The organism is Pseudomonas sp. D1-1, from assembly GCF_051132225.1.
In the GTDB taxonomy this organism is placed as follows: Bacteria; Pseudomonadota; Gammaproteobacteria; order Pseudomonadales; family Pseudomonadaceae; genus Aquipseudomonas.
In genome coordinates, this window is the sequence record NZ_CP071676.1 from 1,729,320 (window position 1) to 1,748,400 (window position 19,081).

20 protein-coding genes are annotated in these 19,081 nt (G+C 61.1%); 16 read left to right on the plus strand and 4 right to left on the minus strand.

The genetic code is table 11. The features are described 5' to 3' along the window. Nucleotides 1-66: 66 nt before the first annotated feature. The 4 genes from peaB (at nucleotide 67) to J3P86_RS07835 (ending at nucleotide 4,715) form a co-directional block, all read left to right on the plus strand. Nucleotides 67-1,497 (plus strand): quinohemoprotein amine dehydrogenase maturation protein, encoded by a 1,431-nt coding sequence (gene peaB / locus J3P86_RS07820; protein WP_434699842.1) that lies wholly within the window; start codon nucleotides 67-69, stop codon nucleotides 1,495-1,497. A gap of 1 nt (nucleotide 1,498) precedes the next feature. Next, a complete protein-coding gene (qhpC, locus tag J3P86_RS07825) occupies nucleotides 1,499-1,822 on the plus strand; it encodes a quinohemoprotein amine dehydrogenase subunit gamma (protein WP_105339546.1) in 324 nt (107 codons plus the stop codon). A gap of 24 nt (nucleotides 1,823-1,846) precedes the next feature. Further along, nucleotides 1,847-2,965: a quinohemoprotein amine dehydrogenase subunit beta gene (peaD, locus tag J3P86_RS07830; RefSeq protein ID WP_434699844.1), complete on the plus strand. Its 1,119-nt coding sequence runs from the start codon at nucleotides 1,847-1,849 to the stop codon at nucleotides 2,963-2,965. Between the two features lie 82 nt (nucleotides 2,966-3,047). After that, the gene (locus tag J3P86_RS07835) at nucleotides 3,048-4,715 is read left to right on the plus strand and encodes an AMP-binding protein (protein WP_434699846.1); all 1,668 of its coding nucleotides are present in this window, start codon (nucleotides 3,048-3,050) and stop codon (nucleotides 4,713-4,715) included. Between the two features lie 115 nt (nucleotides 4,716-4,830). Here J3P86_RS07835 and J3P86_RS07840 read toward each other — a convergent pair whose 3' ends face one another. After that, nucleotides 4,831-5,691, minus strand: coding sequence for a helix-turn-helix domain-containing protein (locus J3P86_RS07840; RefSeq protein WP_434699847.1), 861 nt, complete (start codon nucleotides 5,689-5,691; stop codon nucleotides 4,831-4,833). 298 nt (nucleotides 5,692-5,989) lie between these two features. On the opposite strand from J3P86_RS07840, the gene J3P86_RS07845 reads away from it, so the two are divergent. The 12 genes from J3P86_RS07845 to J3P86_RS07900 all read left to right on the plus strand — a co-directional run bounded on the left by J3P86_RS07845 (nucleotide 5,990) and on the right by J3P86_RS07900 (nucleotide 16,256). After that, nucleotides 5,990-6,184: a Flp family type IVb pilin gene (locus tag J3P86_RS07845; protein WP_008070254.1), complete on the plus strand. Its 195-nt coding sequence runs from the start codon at nucleotides 5,990-5,992 to the stop codon at nucleotides 6,182-6,184. A gap of 156 nt (nucleotides 6,185-6,340) precedes the next feature. Further along, nucleotides 6,341-6,535: a Flp family type IVb pilin gene (locus J3P86_RS07850; protein ID WP_434569384.1), complete on the plus strand. Its 195-nt coding sequence runs from the start codon at nucleotides 6,341-6,343 to the stop codon at nucleotides 6,533-6,535. 26 nt (nucleotides 6,536-6,561) lie between these two features. Next, entirely contained in the window at nucleotides 6,562-7,092 is a 531-nt protein-coding gene (locus tag J3P86_RS07855; RefSeq protein ID WP_434699848.1) for an A24 family peptidase, read from the plus strand. 2 nt (nucleotides 7,093-7,094) lie between these two features. Beyond that, nucleotides 7,095-8,423 (plus strand): AAA family ATPase, encoded by a 1,329-nt coding sequence (locus J3P86_RS07860; RefSeq protein WP_434569382.1) that lies wholly within the window; start codon nucleotides 7,095-7,097, stop codon nucleotides 8,421-8,423. Between the two features lie 15 nt (nucleotides 8,424-8,438). Then, on the plus strand, nucleotides 8,439-9,254 hold the full coding sequence (gene cpaB / locus J3P86_RS07865; protein WP_434699849.1) for a Flp pilus assembly protein CpaB: 816 nt from the start codon (nucleotides 8,439-8,441) through the stop codon (nucleotides 9,252-9,254). A gap of 70 nt (nucleotides 9,255-9,324) precedes the next feature. After that, nucleotides 9,325-10,656: a TadE/TadG family type IV pilus assembly protein gene (locus tag J3P86_RS07870; protein WP_434574260.1), complete on the plus strand. Its 1,332-nt coding sequence runs from the start codon at nucleotides 9,325-9,327 to the stop codon at nucleotides 10,654-10,656. 8 nt (nucleotides 10,657-10,664) lie between these two features. Beyond that, a complete protein-coding gene (locus tag J3P86_RS07875; protein ID WP_434699850.1) occupies nucleotides 10,665-11,129 on the plus strand; it encodes a TadE/TadG family type IV pilus assembly protein in 465 nt (154 codons plus the stop codon). Then, entirely contained in the window at nucleotides 11,129-11,623 is a 495-nt protein-coding gene (locus J3P86_RS07880) for a TadE family protein (RefSeq protein ID WP_434699851.1), read from the plus strand. Before J3P86_RS07875 ends, J3P86_RS07880 begins: the two co-directional genes overlap by 1 nt. Next, nucleotides 11,617-12,837 (plus strand): AAA family ATPase, encoded by a 1,221-nt coding sequence (locus J3P86_RS07885; RefSeq protein WP_434699852.1) that lies wholly within the window; start codon nucleotides 11,617-11,619, stop codon nucleotides 12,835-12,837. The genes J3P86_RS07880 and J3P86_RS07885 overlap by 7 nt, the downstream gene beginning before the upstream one ends. Nucleotides 12,838-12,840: 3 nt before the next feature. Next, nucleotides 12,841-14,280, plus strand: coding sequence for a CpaF family protein (locus J3P86_RS07890; protein ID WP_434699853.1), 1,440 nt, complete (start codon nucleotides 12,841-12,843; stop codon nucleotides 14,278-14,280). After that, the gene (locus J3P86_RS07895; RefSeq protein ID WP_434699855.1) at nucleotides 14,277-15,263 is read left to right on the plus strand and encodes a type II secretion system F family protein; all 987 of its coding nucleotides are present in this window, start codon (nucleotides 14,277-14,279) and stop codon (nucleotides 15,261-15,263) included. Before J3P86_RS07890 ends, J3P86_RS07895 begins: the two co-directional genes overlap by 4 nt. Nucleotides 15,264-15,290: 27 nt before the next feature. Then, nucleotides 15,291-16,256 (plus strand): type II secretion system F family protein, encoded by a 966-nt coding sequence (locus tag J3P86_RS07900; protein WP_434699856.1) that lies wholly within the window; start codon nucleotides 15,291-15,293, stop codon nucleotides 16,254-16,256. A 342-nt stretch (nucleotides 16,257-16,598) separates the two neighbouring features. Here the strand turns inward: J3P86_RS07900 and J3P86_RS07905 are convergent, their stop codons facing one another. From J3P86_RS07905 to J3P86_RS07915, 3 genes are read right to left on the minus strand one after another with little or no spacing between them, the layout of a single operon-like run. Then, the gene (locus J3P86_RS07905; RefSeq protein ID WP_434569374.1) at nucleotides 16,599-16,868 is read right to left on the minus strand and encodes a DUF3613 domain-containing protein; all 270 of its coding nucleotides are present in this window, start codon (nucleotides 16,866-16,868) and stop codon (nucleotides 16,599-16,601) included. Between the two features lie 21 nt (nucleotides 16,869-16,889). Continuing rightward, nucleotides 16,890-17,603, minus strand: coding sequence for a tetratricopeptide repeat protein (locus J3P86_RS07910; RefSeq protein ID WP_434699857.1), 714 nt, complete (start codon nucleotides 17,601-17,603; stop codon nucleotides 16,890-16,892). Nucleotides 17,604-17,659: 56 nt separating this feature from the next. Beyond that, on the minus strand, nucleotides 17,660-18,883 hold the full coding sequence (locus tag J3P86_RS07915; protein WP_434569372.1) for a type II and III secretion system protein family protein: 1,224 nt from the start codon (nucleotides 18,881-18,883) through the stop codon (nucleotides 17,660-17,662). Nucleotides 18,884-19,081 lie beyond the last annotated feature (198 nt).

The window sequence follows — 19,081 nt, forward strand, 5'->3', positions numbered from 1 at the left end:
CGGTTTCAGACACTTTTCGGAATGACCGCGGGCCTCGTGAGTCGAGGCTTGCACAGGAGGTTTGCAATGGGCGCTATTTTGAATCTGGTCGAACGAAATCTGCACGAAGTGCATGTCGACGCCGACCGCATGCTGTTCCACATTCCCAGCAGCTCGCTGTTCGCCAGCGATGAGCTGACGGGCACCATCATCGATACCTTGCGCGGTCCCGGCTGTTCATCGGACGACCTGATCCAACGCTTGGCCGCACGCTTCAACGGCGAAGAAATCACCGAAACCCTGCGTGAGCTGATTTCCCTGGAACTGGTCAGCGACGGCTCGCCACTGACCCCGGACATCGGTACTAAACGCGTCGAGCGCACCGCGATCAATACCGTGGTGCTCAACGTCAACACGGGCTGCAATCTGAGCTGCACCTACTGCTACAAAGAAGACCTCGACAAGCCCTCGGCCGGCAAGAAGATGGACGTTGAAACAGCGGTCGCTTCGGTAGAAATGCTGCTGCGCGAATCCCCGGATGAAGAGCGTTTCACGGTGGTGTTCTTCGGAGGAGAGCCGCTGAGCAATCGCAAGCTGATCGAGTACATGGTCGATTATTGTGAAAAGCGTTTTGCCGAAGCGGGCAAGTTCGTCGAATTCGTCATGACCACCAACGCCACGCTGCTCACCGAAGAGACCGTGGACTACCTCAACGCTCACCGTTTCGGCCTGTCAGTCAGTATCGACGGACCGAAAACCGTCCACGACCGCAACCGCATTACCGTGGGCGGGCAGGGCACTTACGATGTGGTTCGGCGCAAGGCTGAAATGCTGCTGTCGCGCTACAACAGTCGTCCGGTCGGTGCCCGCGTCACCTTGACCACCGGCGTCACCGACGTCGAAACCATTTGGGACCACCTGTTCAACGAACTGGGTTTTGCCGAAGTCGGGTTTGCCCCGGTGACCTCCGGTGACATCAGCACCTTCAACCTGTCCAGCGACGAGCTGATCGAAGTTTTCGCCAACATGAAGAAGCTCGGCCGGCGTTATCTGGAAGCGGCGCTGGAGCACCGCAATATCGGTTTCTCCAACCTGCATCAGCTGATCACCGACATCCACGAAGGCCACAAAAAAGCCCTGCCATGCGGCGCGGGCCTGAAGATGCTGGCGGTGGATCACAAGGGCGAATTGAACCTGTGCCACCGCTTTACCGGCTCATCGTTGCCGACCTTCGGCAACGTTCACAGCGGGGTGAAACAGGTCGAGTTGAACGATTTCCTGTCCCAGCGCCTGGACCGCACCAACACCGGTTGCGAAGACTGCCAGATCCGCAATCTCTGCTCTGGCGGCTGCTACCACGAGAGCTACGCCCGATACGGCGACCCGACTCATCCGACCTATCACTACTGCGAACTGATGCGTGACTGGGTCGACTTCGGCATCGAGGTCTACACCCGGATCATGGCTCACAACCCTGCGTTTATCAGCAGCTACATCACTCCGCGCAAGGCTCACTGATATGAAACATCTTAAGGCAATCAATAACAAAGCGTTGAAGTTGGATCAGGCCGCAGCGGAAAACCGCATCGAAGAAGTGGTGGCGATGAGCTCCGTCGCCGGCTGCGCCTCGACCACCGACCCAGGTTGGGAAATCGACGCGTTTGGCGGCGTGTCGTCGCTGTGCCAACCGATGGAAGCCGATCTGTATGGTTGCTCCGACCCATGCTGGTGGCCGGCCCAGGTGCCGGACATGATGAGCACCTACCCGGACTGGAACAAGGATGCCCAGGCGTCCAACGAAAACTGGCGCAACCTCGGCACTGTCTTTCCGAAAGACAAGTGATCGGACATGAAGAAGGATTCCAGCATGCAATGCATCAAAGCCTGCGGCTTGGCCGCGTTCGGTGTCCTGGGCGTTATATCGCTCAATGTTCTGGCCGATGAAAACACCGCGCTCCAAAGCGGTCACGAATACATGGTGACCACCAATTATCCGAACAACCTGCACGTAATCGACCTGGCCACCGACAGCCTGTTCAAGACCTGCAAAATGCCGGATGCCTTCGGTCCTGGCACCGTGCAGCTGTCGCCGGATCGCAAGACCGCCTACGTGCTGAACAACCACTACGCGGATGTCTACGGCGTTGAGCTGGACAGCTGCAAGCAGGTCTTCCACGCCAGCATTACCCAGAAACCGGGGGAGAAAGCGAAGTCGATGTTCGCCTTTACCCTCAGCCATGACGGCAAGGAACTGTTCACCATCGCCAATCCGACGTTGATGCTCAACGATCGTTACGAGGTGCAGCAACCTCGGCTCGATGTGTACGCCACCGATGCCGGCATGGACGCCAAACCCATTCGCAGCTTCCCGGCGCCACGGCAGCTGACCATCATGCAAAGCGGCGACGATGGAACGTTGTATGTGGCGGGAGCGGATGTCTACAAGGTCAACGTGAACACTGGCAAGTTCGACGTGCTGATTCCCAGTCGCCATTGGAAACGTGCCAATTACAGCGCACCGGATGTGCTCTACGTGTGGAACCAGCAGACCTACCGTCATGATTTTTCGCTGCTCTACACCGCAGCGAAATTCAAGGACAAGAATCAGGACCTGGCGACCGCCGAGTACCTCTATGGGCTGTTCAGCATCGACTTGAAAACCGGCAAGACCGAAACCACCGACTTCGGCCCCCTGACGGAAATCTACTTCAGTGGCATGCGCTCGCCCAAGGACCCGAACCTGATGTTCGGCGTGCTCAACCGGCTGGCCAAGTACGACATCAAGCAGAAAAAACTGCTTCAGGCCGCTACGTTGGATCATTCCTACTACTGCATTTCGTTCAACAAGGCCGGCAGCAAGATTTACCTGGCGGGAACCTTCAACGACGTAGCGGTGTTCGATGCCGATAGTTTGAAGCAGATTGGCAACATCAAATTGCCCGGCGGCGACATGGCGATTACCACGGCGCAAATATTCACGCGTTAAAAACAACGAGGGCAAGCCATTCAACAAGGGCGCCTGTGAGGTAACCCCCGGCCCACATTTGGATCGTACAGAGAGAATCGATATGAGTGTTCCCAGTTACACCATTGGACCGCAAACCACACCCTTGTTGGCGATGACCATTGGCGCGGCGTTCGACCGAGCGGTGGAACGGTTCACCGATCGCGAAGCTTTGGTCGTGCGGCATCAAGGGTTGCGCTACACCTGGGCACAGTTGGCCGAGGAGGTGGATGGTTGCGCACGAGGGTTGCTCGCGCTGGGCCTCAAGGCCGGCGAACGGATAGGCATCTGGTCGCCGAACTGCGCGCAGTGGTGCATCACCCAGTTCGCATCGGCCAAGGTGGGGGCGGTGCTGGTGAACATCAACCCGGCCTACCGTCTGACCGAGCTCGAGTACACGCTCAAGCAATCGGGGTGTCGCTGGCTGATTTGTGCCGACTCGTTCAAAACTTCCAACTACCACGCGATGCTTCAAGATCTGCTGCCCGAACTCCACCGCTGCGCTGTCGGCGCACTGGAAAGCGACCGGTTGCCTGAATTGCAGGGCGTGATCAGCCTCGGCGACACGCCGGCTGACGGTATGTTGTCATGGGAGGGCCTGTTGGAGCTGGCGGAACAAATGTCTGCGGAACAACTACGGCAATGCGGCGAGCAACTGCAGTTCGACGACCCCGTCAACATCCAGTACACCTCGGGTACTACTGGATTTCCCAAAGGTGCCACCCTCAGTCACTACAACATCCTGAATAACGGTTTCATGGTCGGTGAAAGCCTGAAGCTCAGCGCGCACGACAGGTTAGTGATACCGGTGCCGCTGTATCACTGCTTCGGCATGGTCATGGGCAATCTGGGGTGTGTCACCCACGGAACGACAATGATCTACCCCAGCGCAGCCTTCGATCCGCTGGAGACCCTGCGGGCCGCGGCACAGGAGAAAGCGACCGGCATGTATGGCGTGCCGACGATGTTCATTGCCATGCTCGACCACCCGGAGCGCCAATTATTGGACTTGAGCCATCTGCGAACGGGCATCATGGCCGGCTCCACCTGCCCGATCGAAGTCATGAAGCGGGTGATCGACGACCTGCACCTCAAGGAGATGCAGATCGCCTACGGCATGACCGAAACCAGCCCGGTCTCCACCCAGACCGGCCCGGACGACGATATCGAGCACCGGGTCACCCGTGTCGGCCGCACTCAGCCGCATTTGGAAAGCAAGGTCGTCGATGAGCAAAACCGGATCGTTGCTCGCGGTCAGATCGGCGAACTGTGTACCCGAGGCTACAGCGTAATGCTCGGCTACTGGAACAACCCGCAAGCGACCGCGGAGGCCATCGACGACGCAGGCTGGATGCACACCGGTGACTTGGCAATCATGGATGAGGAGGGTTACCTGAGGATCATCGGGCGCAATAAGGACATGATCATCCGGGGCGGCGAGAATGTTTATCCGCGCGAAATCGAAGAGTTCTTCTTTACTCATCCTGCGGTGGCAGACGTGCAGGTCATCGGTGTGCCGGACAAGGTCTACGGAGAAGAGATCGTAGCTTGGGTCAGGTTGCATGAGGGGCACCAGGCAGATGCCGACGAGCTGCGCGATTACTGCAAGGGCCGGATCGCTCACTTCAAGGCGCCGCGCCATTTCAAGTTCGTTGACGATTTTCCGATGACCGTCAGCGGCAAGGTGCAGAAATTTCGCATGCGTGAAATCAGCGTAGAGGAATTGGGATAAAAAAACTTTATATTTCAATGAGTCGGACACCAGATACGAGTCTCGTTTCCCGCTCCAAATTCAAAAAAACGCCGCTCATCGAGCGGTGTTTTTTATGCGCGTGAAAAAAGTCTATTCAGCCCTCAAGGCTGTGTACCAGGCTTTCCAGCGCCTCCTCATCCGATGGCAACGGCGCCGGGCTTGCGCAACGCATCTGATAGGCAAGGCGATATTCGCTCGGCGTACAGTTGGCGTACTGCTTGAAGGCACGCGCGAAGTAGGACGGGTCCTTGAATCCGGCCTCGTAGCCGATGCTGGTGATGGGCATCTGGCTGTTGTCGAGCAATTCCTTGGCGAAACTCATGCGCTTGTTCAGCACGTAGTCGGTGAACCCCAGGCCATTGGTCTCCTTGAACACGCGGCTGAAGCGAAACGTCGTCATGCCGCAACGCTTGGCCAGGTCGCGCTGATCGATGCTGTCGCGAAAGTGCTGGTCGATGTACAGCATGATGTGGGTGAGGGCCTGGTGTTTCTGATGCCCGGAGGTCAGGCGGATGCTGTCCGGCAGCGTTGGCGCATGGTCGATCTGCGAGGTCGAGCCATGGCCACCAGCCTGCCTGCGCAATTCGCACAATTGCACCACGGCGGTCAGGTAGCGTTTCCTCTCGGCGGCTGTCAGGGGAAGTACCATGTATTCCCAGACGCTCGAGCGCATGGCCCAGACCGCCAGCTCCTCGGAGTGCTGCACCGTGAACATGCTGATGGGAATTGCCGGGACGGTGCGCTTGATGTCCAGCAGCCGCCTGAGTCCCTGTGTATCCGGCCGGTCGAAATGAATGCAGATCATGTCGGCCTGTACGCCATTGGGCAGCAGGGTGTTTTTTGCCAGGACGCAGTTGCACGTTTGCTCGAACTGGCTGGCGAGTTCCTTGGTGGACCGATCATGCGTCAGATCGAACCACAACAGCTTGGGCTTTCCAGTCTGATTCGGCGCCATAGGACAACTACTCGGTGGTTCTTCCCGCCCGTTAGCTAGCAGTATTGTCAATGTGCTATCAGTTTGCCGAATAAATTTTCCCCAGCGTCCCGTCCTTTAGCGCGTCGCTCCAGCCACCGCCGGTACAACGCCCGGCAGGGTTGGCGTTCATGGGCAGGGCTATTTCGTCTGCCGCGCAAAATAATCCTAGCGTTGTGCAAAATCCTCCTAACGACTGTACCGACCTGCTGACTAGGGTTGCATCAGGCAGTTCGCAAAGTACTGCCTCTTTGAAAACAACCCCGATGAGGTGTGCGAAATGACTCTTCAAACTATCAAGGCTTCGGTACTGAAGTTCGCCAAAGATGAAGATGGCCTGACCATTGTGGAATACGCGGTGGCCGGTGGCCTGATCACCGTATTGGTCGCCGCAGCCTTCGTCCTTCTGGGCGGGGCCGTCAACACCAAGATCCGTGCGTTGTGCCAGGCCGTCAACGGCAACGTTGCCTGCTGACGGCGAACTTGCGCGATGGGGACACGGTAACTTCCAGGGAAGCTGCGTGCGACTCTTTTGCAGTGAGTACAACGACTTGGACAAATGGACTTGGTGCTGTCCCCGACAACTAAGTTCATGACATCGAGCCTTTGTTCAAAGGTAGGGTGAATCAAGATGACTCTTCAAACAGCAAAAACTGCAATCAGCAAGTTCGCCAAGGATGAAGATGGCCTGACCATCGTCGAATACGCCGTGGCGGGCGGCCTGATCACGGTGTTGGTGGCAGCGGCTTTCGTCCTCCTGGGCGGTGTCGTGGATACCAAGATCCGCGCGCTGTGCCAAGCCGCCAACGGCAACGTGGCCTGCTAACGACAATCGCAACAGGGAGGCACGTCATGTCCATGGAATTGCTCATATCGACAATATTGCTGCTAGGACTGCTGGGAGTGGCGGTGGTGGGCGATCTGCGTCGCCACCGTATCCCCAACGCGCTGGTCCTGACGGGGGTTGCGCTGGGATTGGCCGGCCAGGTTTATACCGGCGGGTTGAGCGGGTTGGGTGACAGCCTGCTGGGCATGCTGATCTGTTTCGCGCTGTTCCTGCCGATGTACGCCGTGGGCGGCATGGCCGCTGGCGACGTCAAGTTGATGACCATGGTCGGTGGTTTCCTGCCCTTTCATTACGCCCTCTGGGCGGCGCTGTTCAGCCTGATCGCCGGCGGGGTGTGCGGTTTCCTGATTGTTCTGGCCCGCGGCCAACTGCTCCAGACCCTGCAGCGTTACTGGTTGAGCGTCCGGGCCCAGGCCTATCTGGCGCCCACTGTCGATGAGGTGGCTGGCAAACCTTTTCCCTATTCGATTGCAATCCTGATCGGCACCTTGAACAGCGTTTACTGGCAACTGGTTGCCGACGGCTGGGGAGTCTAGTCATGCACGTCATCAACGATAGCGATGCCTACCCCAGTGAACGGGAAGCGGTGCAGCGCCTGGCGCCCCAGCCTGGCTCCATACGCGACACCGGCCTGACCGACAGCTTTCTCGGCGAACTGGTCTGCAAACATTTGCACGAAGCCGGCGTGCTGGACATGTCGCGACTGGTGGAACGCCTGGCCCTGACCGGCGCGGTGCTGGAGGAAGTATTGGCCTTCCTGCGCAAGGACGGTCGGGTCGAAGTGCTGGGCCAACTGGCCCAGGCAGGCGGGCAGTCGCTGCGTTACGGCCTGACTGAACGCGGCCGCAGTTTCGCCCGGGATGCGCTGGCCCGCAGTGGCTACATCGGCGCGGCACCGTTCCCGGTCAGCACGTATCGCTCGCTGATCAAGATCCAGACCATCCACCACGGCCGCATCACCGCCAAGGATATGAACCACGCCCTGGCGGGCATGGTGCTGAGCCAGGGGATGCTCGACCAGTTGGGCGTCGCGCTGAATTCCGGGCGGGCGATCATGATCTACGGCCCGGCTGGCACTGGGAAAACCTACGTCAGCAGCCGACTGATCCGGTTGTTTGCCGAGGCCATCTGGGTGCCCCACGCCATCGTCATCAACGAGTCGGTGATCGAGATCTACGATCCGCAGGTGCACCAGCGTCTGGATGACAGCGGCCAGACGAACAGCCTCATGCTCAACGAAGGCATCGATCGCCGGCTGCTGTGCTGCAAACGTCCGATCGTCATCACCGGCGGCGAATTGAGCATGGAGCAACTGGACGTACGCTACGACCCGTTCACCCGCCAATACCAGGCGGCCTTGCAGCTCAAGGCCAGCAACGGCCTGTTCATCATCGACGACATGGGCCGCCAGCGCATGGCCCCGGCTGAATTGCTCAATCGCTGGATCGTGCCGATGGAGGAAAAGCGCGACTTCATCAACCTGGGCGGCGGGCGCCACTGCGAGCTGCCGTTCGACCTGGTGCTGGTGTTCTCCACCAACCTCAATCCCCTCGAACTGGCCGACGAGGCCTTCTTGCGGCGCATCGGCTACAAGGTCCAGTTCGGCTACCTCAAACCCGAGGAATACGAGCGCATCTGGCGCCAGGAATGCGAACGCCTGGGCATCGTGCATGACCCGCAGCTGGTGCGTCATGTCCTGCAGCGGTTGTATGGGGGCGAGGGCATGCCGCTGGTGCCCTGCCATCCCCGCGACCTGTTGAGCATGGCGCTCGACCGCCAGCGTTACCTGGGCGGTTCCGGGCCCCTGGCGCCCCAAGAGCTGGAGTGGGCCTGGCACAACTACTTCGTTCAGCTCGACTTCCTTTGATCTGGAGATACCGACATGAGCTCTCGTACGTTTTCGCTGATAGGCGTTTCCCTGGTAATGGGCCTTGGTGCCGCATGGATGGCTGACTCCTGGCTGAGCGCGCGACTCAACGCGACCCCCGACGATCATCTGCGCAGCGTCGTCATCGCGACGGTGCAAATCCCCTTCGGGCAAATGGTCGAGGCCCAGCAGGTGACGACCGTGCGCATGCCCATGGACACCATCCCGGACGATGCCTTCGATGCCAGTGAAAAAGCCGTGGGCAAGATCGCCACGTTCGACATCCTGCGCGGCGACATCGTGCGCGGTGCCCGGCTCAGCGAGCACTTGGGCGGCAGCACCCTGGCCTCGCTGATCGCGCCGGACAAACGCGCCATATCGGTACGCGTGGATGATGTGGTCGGTGTCGGTGGATTCCTGTTGCCAGGTAATCGGGTCGATGTGCTGGCGACCAAGACCACCAACGCCGGTAGCAACAGCGCCACGTCCCGGACGCTGCTGGAGAACCTGCGAGTGCTGGCGGTGGACCAGACGGCGGGTACTGACAAGACCCAACCGGTAGTGGTGCGGGCCGTGACCCTGGAAATGTCCGCCAGCGAAGCGGAATTGCTGGTCACCGCGCAGACCGAAGGCAAGCTGCAACTGGCCTTGCGCAACCCGTTGAACCTGGAGAAGAGAGCCTTGGCCGTTGCGCCGCCAGCTCCGGCGCCGATGATGGCGGTGGCTGCAGCTCCGGTGCCACGGCCTGCGGTGCAGCGCAGCGCCAAGCCTGAGGGAAGTGCGGTCACGTTGATCCGTGGGGTTGAAAGCACTGTGATCAACATCCGCTGAATGAAGCACCCGTGCCAGCCCCCTCGGGCTGGCGATACCGATCCTCAATGCTGTAGATGAGGGCTCGACGATGAACTCCAGTACCCGGCAGCCCTTGACGCTGCCTCGACGCCAGGGAGGGGCGGTGAGTGTATTGATGGTGATTGCGCTGGTGGCGATTTCCATGATGGCGGCGTTGGCCCTGGATGGCGGTCACATGTTGCTGAACAAGACGCGCCTGCAGAACGCGGTGGATGCCGCGGCCTTGGGTGGCGCGAAGACCCTGAGCCAGGTGAGCGGTGGCGTCAACATGTCCAGCAGTACCCGCACGGCGGCCCTGGACACCCTGACGCTCAATGCCGACGCCGCTGGCAACGCCGAACTCGCAACGGCCATCGCCGGCAATCCGGGGGCGTTTGCCGTGGTCGAGTTGGCCAGCAGCGTCTATGGGCCTTTCTCCTATCCTGGCCCGACCGATGCGAAGTACGTACGGGTATCGGTCGCCAGTTATCAACTGAACGGGTTCTTCTGGAGTGCCGTCCAGACGATGGGCAGCGACGGCCTGGGCAACAAAAGAGTCGCGGCGATCGCCACGGCAGGCCCCAGCCCGACGGCTCCGTGCGATCTGGCGCCGCTCATGGTCTGTGGCGATACCTCTCAATACAACCCGGCCGCCGGCAATTTCTGGGGCTACCGCTTTGGTGACCTGGAAGTGTTGAAGACTGCGGCAGGCAATACTTCGCCCATCGGACCGGGCAACTTCCAACTGCTCGATTTCGGCTCCGGCGGCAGTGCGGTACGGGAAGACCTGGCCGGTGGTGGTTCGATTTGCCGCAGTGTCGGGGACAACGTCCAGACCTCGCCCGGCAACAAGGCGGGCCCGACATCCCAGGGCCTGAACACCCGCTTCGGGATCTACAACGGTCCGGTCAGTTCCTCCGACTACCCGCCCGATCTGGTTACGGCCTCCAACACGCCGGCAATGACCTATGACGATGCGCTTGGCCCCAGATACGAAGGCCAGTCTGTCACCTCGAGCAATGGCGACCTGTCGGCGGGCGGCCAGGCAATCCTGGATTACAACGATTGGCGCGCCAGCGTTGCCGCGTGTGTCGCGGGAGGCGGCAGCGGCTGTGAAAGCAATGGGGTGTTCGAGCGCAGGATGCTGAAGATCGTCATCGGCGACTGCGCCGGGAAACTCAGCGGCTCGACCTCGATCCCGGTCCTCGGTTTCGGCTGCTATTTCGTCGTGCAGCCGGTGAACGGCGGTGGTTCGGAATCCGTCATCTTTGGTCAGTTCGTCCAGGAGTGCGAGGGCGACAACGTCCCCGGGCCGACGCCGTCCAGCGATGCTGGCCCGCAAATCATCCAGCTCTATAAAACCTACCTCAACGGCAGCGGCACTCCGAGCACCGACTCGTAGGAGGCGTCATGAGACTTGTCCCGTTCAGACCGCGTCGCGCCCAGCAAGGGGTGGCGCTGGTGGAATTCACTCTGGTGCTGCCGTTGTTGCTGCTGCTGTTGCTGGCCTTCGGCGAGTTCGGTCGCATGCTTTACCAGTACAACGTGCTGCTGCAAGCCAGTCGCGATGCCGGCCGCTTCGTCTCCAGCCAGGCCTGGAACACCACCCTTGGCGCCATCGACTTGAACGGCACGCTGCGGACCCGGACAAAAAACGTCGCGGTGTATGGCGTGCCCAGCACCGTCGGTGCGGCGGTAGTGCCGGGGTTGACAGTCGGCAACGTGGTGGTCGAGGCCGTTGGCAGCAATCACGTGAGGGTGACCATCACCCATGCCTTTTCTCCGGTCATCGGCACTGTGATTCCGGGCTTCTTCGGTGCTCCTACCCGCCTGGGCATCGATCTGGTCGCGACTACCGTGATGAGGGCGCTCTGATGAACCGCAAGCACATGCGCGGCACCTATGTCGTGGAGTTCGCCTTCGTCGGCCTGCTGGTGTTCACCCTGCTGTTCGGCGTCGTCGAAATGGGCCGCCTGTATTTCACTGCCAACGCCCTGGATGAAGCGGCGCGGCGCGGGGCACGGCTGGCGGCGGTGTGCAACATCAGCGATCCGGTGGTCTTGCGCCGGGCCATTTTCAACGCCGCGACGGACGCCGGCACCAGCCAGCTGATCAGCAACCTGGCCACCACGAACCTGGCGCTGACCTACCTGGACGTCGACGGTGCTGTCGTCGCCAACCCGGCCAACACCACTGGCACCGCAGGTTTTCGGGCCATCCGCTACGTGCAGTTGAGCGTGCAGAACTTCAATTTCAATCTGTTCATCCCCGGCTTGGGCGTGTCGATTACGTTGCCTACCTTCAGGGCGACCTTGCCACGCGAAAGTCTTGGGCGTCATTCCGATTCAGGGGAGATCACACCATGCTGAACACCCGGGAAACTCCGCTTACGACCGCTACCGGCAGGCCCGGCTTGCGGTTACTGGTCAGCAGTCGCGATGCGACGTCGCTGCGTGATCTGCAATGCGTCTGCCAGCGCATGCCGGGCCTTGAAGTCAGCACCCGACTGGTCAGCAACGGGCATGTCGATCCGCTCTTCGGCCTCGATCGCATGCCTGACCTGCTGCTGTTGCGGGTCAGCCATCTGTGGCGCGAGGAACTGTCGGCGCTGCTGCAACGTCCGGCCCATGAGCGCCCGCCGATGCTGGTGTGCGGTCTGTTGGGCGAGCAGGAGGGCATGCGCCTGGCCATGCAGGCCGGTGCGCGTGACGTGCTGCCCGAGCCCTTCGCCGATACGGAGCTGGCGGCTGCGCTGAACCGGCTGGTGGCCGAAGTGCGTCTCGGCAACGGCAACGAAGGCAAGCTGATCGCAGTGATCAGCGCCAAGGGCGGCTCCGGCGGGACCCTGGTGGCGTGCAACATGGCCCAGCAACTCAGCGCTCGTGCAGGCAATACCCTGCTGTTGGACATGGACTTGCAGTTTGGCAGCGTGACCCATTACCTGGACGTGGCGCAGTCCCACAGCCACCTTGAAGTGCTGCAGCAGGTCGATGACATGGACAGCGTGGCGCTTCGCGGTTTTTGCAGCCATTTCAGCCCGACCTTGCATGTGCTGGGTGGCCGGGCCGGCGAGCTGTGCCTGCCCCAGGATGCCCAGCCCGAGCAGCTCGATGCGCTGTTGCAACTGGCACGCGGCAGCTATGACTGGGTCGTGGTGGACCTGCCCAGGCAGATCGACCACCTCACCGGCGCAGTCCTGGAACAGGTCGACCGGGTGTACGTGGTGGTCCAGCAGAGCGTCAGCCACCTGCGTGATGCCAGCGCCCTGGTGCGGATCCTTCGCGAAGACCTGGGCGTTCGCGGCGAGCAACTGCAGATCGTGATCAACCGCTACGACAAGACCTCCGCCGTCAGTCTGAAGGATGTTGGCGAGGCCCTGCGTTGCGCGAACCTGTCGAAATTACCCAATGACTTCAACCTGGTCAGCCAGAGTCAGAACACTGGCGTGCCGTTGGGGCTGCATGCGCCGAAGGCGGCTATCACCGCCGCCCTGCGCGATTTGGCCGAGGACCTGGTCGGTCACCAGATGGCCGCAGACAAAGGCCTGCTCAAACGCGCCTTCAACCGTTTTTTCGGGGGATGACCCATGATCAGCGACTTCCGCAACCGCTTGCGCAAACAGTCCGCCAGAGCCGCGGCTCCAGCCGCCCAGCCGAGAGACAGCCTGCCCGATAGCATGGATGAATTGATGCCATGGGAGCAGGCCATCCCGGATGTGCTCTATGAAACCCGCAGCCAGGTTACCCCGGTGGAAGCCGAGTGGCGGGAAAAAATCTATCAGCAACTGCTCAAGGTCATGGACCTGTCCCTGCTCGATGCCCTGGAGCAGGCCGAGGCTGCGCGGCAGATCCGCGATATCTGCCAGCGCTTGCTGGAAGAACATTCGGCCCCTGTCAGCACGGCCAGCCGCCAGCTGATCATCAAGCAGATCACCGATGAAGTGCTCGGGCTCGGGCCACTGGAACCGTTGCTGGCCGACCACAGCGTCTCCGATATCCTGGTCAACGGCTTCGCCTCGGTCTATGTCGAACGCTTCGGCAAGCTGCAACGCACCGACGTGCGTTTCCGCGACGACCAGCACTTGCTGAATATCATTGACCGCATCGTTTCCAGCCTCGGCCGGCGCATCGATGAATCCTCGCCGTTGGTCGACGCACGCCTCAAGGACGGCTCGCGCGTCAACGCGATCATTCCGCCGCTGGCCATCGACGGCCCGAGCATGTCGATCCGGCGTTTTGCCGTGGACCTGCTCAACACCGACAGCCTGATCCAGGTGGGCACCATGACCCCGGCCATCGCCTTGCTGCTCAAGGCCATCGTCCGCGGGCGCCTGAACGTGCTGATTTCCGGCGGGACCGGCAGCGGCAAGACCACCATGCTCAACGTGTTGTCGAGCTTCATCCCGCATAACGAGCGCATCGTCACCATCGAGGATTCGGCCGAGTTGCAATTGCAGCAACCCCATGTGGTGCGCCTGGAAACCCGGCCCTCGAACATCGAAGGTCGTGGCGAGGTGAGCCAGCGTGAACTGGTGCGCAACAGCCTCCGGATGCGTCCCGACCGCATCGTCATCGGCGAAGTGCGTGGCGCCGAAGCGATGGACATGCTCACCGCCATGAACACCGGCCACGATGGTTCCCTCACGACGATCCATGCCAACACCGCCCGCGATGCACTGGGGCGAATCGAAAACATGGTGTCGATGACCGGGGCGACGTTTCCCATCAAGGCCATGCGTCAACAAATTGCCTCGGCCATCGATGTCGTGATCCAACTGGAGCGTCAAGAAGACGGCAAGCGTCGCGTTGTGAGCATGCAGGAGATCAATGGCATGGAAGGGGAGATCATCACCATGACCGAAATCTTCTCGTTTGCCCGCCACGGTCTCGGCGAGCACGGTGAGGTGCTCGGGGAATATCGGCCCAGCGGCATGATCCCGGCGTTTCGCGACGTGCTGGCCAAGCGCGGCATCGAGCTGCCGCTGACACTGTTCCGTCCTGAGTGGATGGAGGGTCGGCAGTCATGAATAACATTCCTGGTGAATTCATCCTGGCGTTCCTCGGCATGGTCTTTGTGGCTGTGTTCCTGCTGTCCCAGGGCGTGGTGGTCCCGGTCTTCGGCGAGGCGGGGAAAATGCGCAAGCGCATTCGTGGCCGTCTGCATGTGCTGGAGAAAGCCAACCACTTGCCCAACATGCGGACGGTATTGCGGCAGAAATACCTGACGCGCCTGTCTCCCTTGGAGGCCCGGCTGGAGCAACTGCCGTTCATGGCCAGCCTGACCCAGATGATCGAACAATCCGGCCATGAATACCGGGCCTATCGGGTGATGCTGCTCGGCCTCGCGCTGGGGGTGGCCGCCGGGGCCGCGGTGCTGCTGGTGTCGCCGCTCTGGTGGATGGCGCTGATCGCGTCGTTTGTCGTGACGTGGCTGCCGCTGCTGAAAGTCATGCGCGACCGCAACAGGCGTTTCGCTGCGTTCGAGGAGGGCTTGCCGGATGCGCTGGACGCCATGTGCCGGGCCTTGCGCGCCGGGCATCCGTTCAACGAAACCTTGCGACTGGTGGCCGAGGAGCACAAGGGGCCGGTGGCCCAGGAGTTCGGCATGACCTTCTCCGACATCAACTATGGCAACGACGTGCGCAGGGCCATGCTGGGTCTGCTGGAGCGCATGCCGAGCATGACCGTGATGATGCTGGTGACCTCCATCCTCATTCACCGCGAGACCGGCGGCAACCTGACCGAAGTGCTCGAGCGCCTGAGCCGATTGATCCGCGGGCGTTTTCGCTTCCAGCGCAAGATCAGGACGTTGTCGGCGGAGGGACGCATGTCGGCCTGGGTACTGGTGGCGATCCCGTTCGTGCTGGCGATCGCCATCGTGCTCACCAGCCCCAGCTACATGCCTGTGCTGATCAACGACCCCATCGGTCACAAGCTGATCATCGGTGCCTTCTGCGCCATGTTGATCGGAATTTTCTGGATCAAGAAAATTATCCGGATCCAGGTTTAAGCACTGTTGTGCCCAGAGGTGGCAGTCATGGATTTCTTACTTGGGTTGTTCAGTCGGTTCACCGGAAGCGAGGAGCTCGCCCGGCTGTTGTTCATCGTTGTGATCGGCCTCAGCACGGTGCTCGCGGCCGTTGCCGTCAGCCTGCTTTTGCTGGGCTTGCAGGACCCGGTCCAGCGGCGCCTGGCGTTGATCAAGCGCGGCTATGCCGGCAGCACGGCGGGGCAGGAGGCGCCCGGCAACCTGCAACTGCTGCTGGAGCGGGTCGGCCAGCGCTTTGCCTCAGCCGACCCGACGCAGGTTTCGGCGACCCAGATGCTGCTGACGCATGCTGGCTACCGCTCCGCCTCGGCGGTCCAGATGTACTGGGCTGTGCGCCTGATCCTGCCGCTACTGATGATTGGCCTTGCGCTGGTGTTGCTGCCGATGATCAAGGTTTCAGTGGCTATTGGTTTGCTGGCCGTGACGCTCGTTGCCGGCATCGGCTGGCTGTTGCCGGCGCTCTATGTCGGCAAGCGCAAGCAGGCACGGCAAACCCGGTTGCGCGCGGCGTTCCCGGATGCGCTGGACCTGATGGTCGTCTGCGTCGAGTCAGGCCTGGCCCTGCCCACGACCATAGAACGGGTGGCCGAAGAAATGTCGGTCAGCCAGGTCGAGCTGGCCGAGGAACTGGCCTTGGTCAACGCTCAGATCCGCGCGGGCATCACCAGTACCGAGGCGCTCAAGCAATTGGCCGTGCGCACCGGTCTGGAAGACATCCAGGGCCTGGTCAGCCTGTTGGCGCAAAGTATCCGTTTCGGCACCAGCGTGGCCGATACCCTGCGAATCTATGCCGACGAATTTCGTGACCGGCGGACCCAGGCCGCCGAAGAAATGGGTGCCAAGATCGGCACCAAACTGATCTTCCCGCTGATCTTCTGCCTCTGGCCAAGCTTCTTCCTGGTCGCCATAGGCCCCGCCATGATCGGTGTGTTCAGGGCTTTCGGGAATATGTAGCACTGCTTGTCTGTCATAGATTCATGTGGGAGCGAGCCCGCTCGCGAAAGCGCTGTAACAGTCGATGAAGAGGTTGGCTGTCAGTGCGCTATCGCGAGCGAGTTCGCTCCCACAAGTGCTTGTGTTGCTCCACCTATTCGTGTCCATCCGCTGACCGCGCTTATGTCGCTGCACCTTCAGGCACCACACCCTGTGGCGAGGGAGCTTGCTCACGCTGGGTCGCGCAGCGGCCCCGGTCTGCTTCCGTCAAATCCTCCCAATGCAAAAGATCGCAGCCCCCGGCAGTCCTGCATCGAATGCAGGGTTGCCGAAGGCTGCGATCCTGGGTTGTCGTGACGGGCCCTATTTGCTGCTGGTGATTTCTCCCCCCGAGTCCTGGTCAAAAAATTCCGGGATCGGGTAGGTGAAACTATTGAGCCAGCGCTGCATGGCCAGCTCACGTTCGGTGGCCGAGACGGTCTGCAGATTGGTCGATGCCACGACACCGCGGATCTGCAGTTGCATCCAGCGCTCGGTGCCTTGCTGCGCCGCGGAGGAAGGACCTGGCTCGATCGCCCAGGCGGTGGTAGACAGGCAGGCCACGCAAACGATCATCAATTGTTGGGTTTTCATTGTCCGGACTCCTCGAATGCTCTACTTGGCCGCGCCGGTTGAGGCCTCGACGACCTCGTTCAGGCGGTTCGCTTGTGTCGTCAGGGGATGACTGGCCGAGCCCCTGATTTTTTCCGCGCGGGCCTGGGCATCAGCTATCTGCTGAGGGCTCAGCTTGGCCATGTTCGCGAGCTCGGCGGCCTGCTTCCAGTTGTCCTGGTAGATCAACAGGGTGACCATGTTAAGTGCCGCCAGCGAGTCTGATCGCTGAAGTTCCATGGCCGTCATGAACTCGAAGCGGGCCTGGGGAATCCGGCGTTGGTTGAGATAGACCACCCCCAGGTCGTTGCGGATCTTGCCTTCGGTGGGGGCCATCCTGGCGGCGTGCTCAAGGTGTTCCGTAGCGCTGGCGTAATCATTTCGAGCGGCGGCCAACTGCCCCAGGCCATGTTCACCGTCGGCGGCCAGGCAAGTCCCGAGCAGGCTCCTATACAGCGGCTCGGCCTCGTTGCGCCCCATCAGGCGCAGCACCCGAGCCTTGCGCAGGCGAACCTGGACCAGCTCCTCGGGTAAACCTTCGAGGTTCGCCAGGCTGGCATACAAGCGCCCATCATTGGCCATGTCATCGGCCAGGTTGAGGGCCAGATCCTGATCGGATCCGGGCTTGGCGCAACTGCCCGGGTGCGAGGCCACGGTGCCGTTGCTGGCGCAACCGGTCAACACCAGGGCCGCCGCTATAGCGGTCAATGTTTTCATTGAATTTCCCCTTGTCACCGGCTGGATGGGTGACGCCTCGGATTTCGGATGGCGGCTCATTGGGAAAGCCCGCTGCGCTTGTCGAATTCGCCGTTTTCAAGGAAATACATGCGATAGAAGTTCGGGTCATAATTGCGCAGTTGCTCGCCCGGTAGCGTCGGCAACTGAGCGTTGGCGGCCAAAGGCTGAACCAGGTGCGGCGTGACGATCATCAGCAGTTCGCGCTCTTCGCGATTGATCGAGTTGTCACGGAAAAATGCACCGAGAATCGGCACGTCGCCCAGGCCCGGAAATTTGTTCACCTGAGACGCATTGCGTGTGCTGATCAGACCGCTGATGACAAAGCTTTCACCGTCGGCCAGGGCGATGCTGGTATCGGTGCGGCGCACGGTCAGCGCCGGGACGAGCGTGCCGGCAATGTTCACGGCGTTGGTGAAATCCAGTTCACTGACTTCGGGCGCCACCTTCAACACGATGCGATTCTTGCCGATGACGGTCGGCGTGAGCGTCAGGCGAATCCCGAACTCCTTGTACTCGATGGACACGTTGTCGCTCCCGGCACTCGGCACCGGAATCGGTACTTCGCCACCGGCCAGGAAGCTCGCGCTTTGCCCGCTGAGCGCCACCAGGCTCGGCCGCGCCAGGGTATAGGCAAAACCGCTGCCCTCCAGCGCGTTGATCATCAGCAGCGTCTGCCCGGTGGCGAAGGACAGGTTGAACATGTCGTTGTTGACCGGCAGGGAAGGACGGACTACGCCGCCGATCGTGGGCAGCGTTCTGGGCGAGCCGAACAGGAAGTTGCCACGGCTGCCGAAAATCGAAGTCGAGGCCTCCTTGAGCTTGGTCCGGCTGACCTCGACGAAGCGGATGTCGGTCTGGACCTGGGCGAGCAGCATCGGGTCTTCCGACGGTACGCTCGCGGCGCTGGTCAGCGCCGCGGTGGCCCGGCCCGTCACGAAGACCATGCTCTGGCGCGGTATTTTCGAGCACTCGGTCCAGACCATCAGACTGGTAGCACCGGGCATCAGGCCGGTGAGAATGAAGGCATCGCTGCCACTGGGTTGCACGTCGGCAATCTTCGGATCGCCCACCGCCAGCTTCGTCACGGGGGCCAGGATGCGCAGTTCATTCTGCAGCCCTTGGCCGACCTCGAAGGTCGCGGGCAGATTGTCCAGTTGCGAGCAGTTGGCCGAAGCCGCGTGGGCTGCTTCCAGGCCGAGGCTCATCCAGAACAATCCATGTATGAAGCGTTTTAGTGTAGGCACGGTGCGATAGGTCATGAAGTGATCCTCGTCAGAGAGGCCATCCCAGGCTGGTCGGTCGCCTCGGATCACTTAAGAGGCCCGGGCTGCCCCTCTGTATCTCACCTGATCGCCTGATCGGGTGGCCTCGGGCGTGGTCAGACATGCCGTCCCGAGTCCTGCTGTTGTGACGGTAGTTCACCCATGGCAAAGCGCCACGTCGCAAATGAAGTTTCC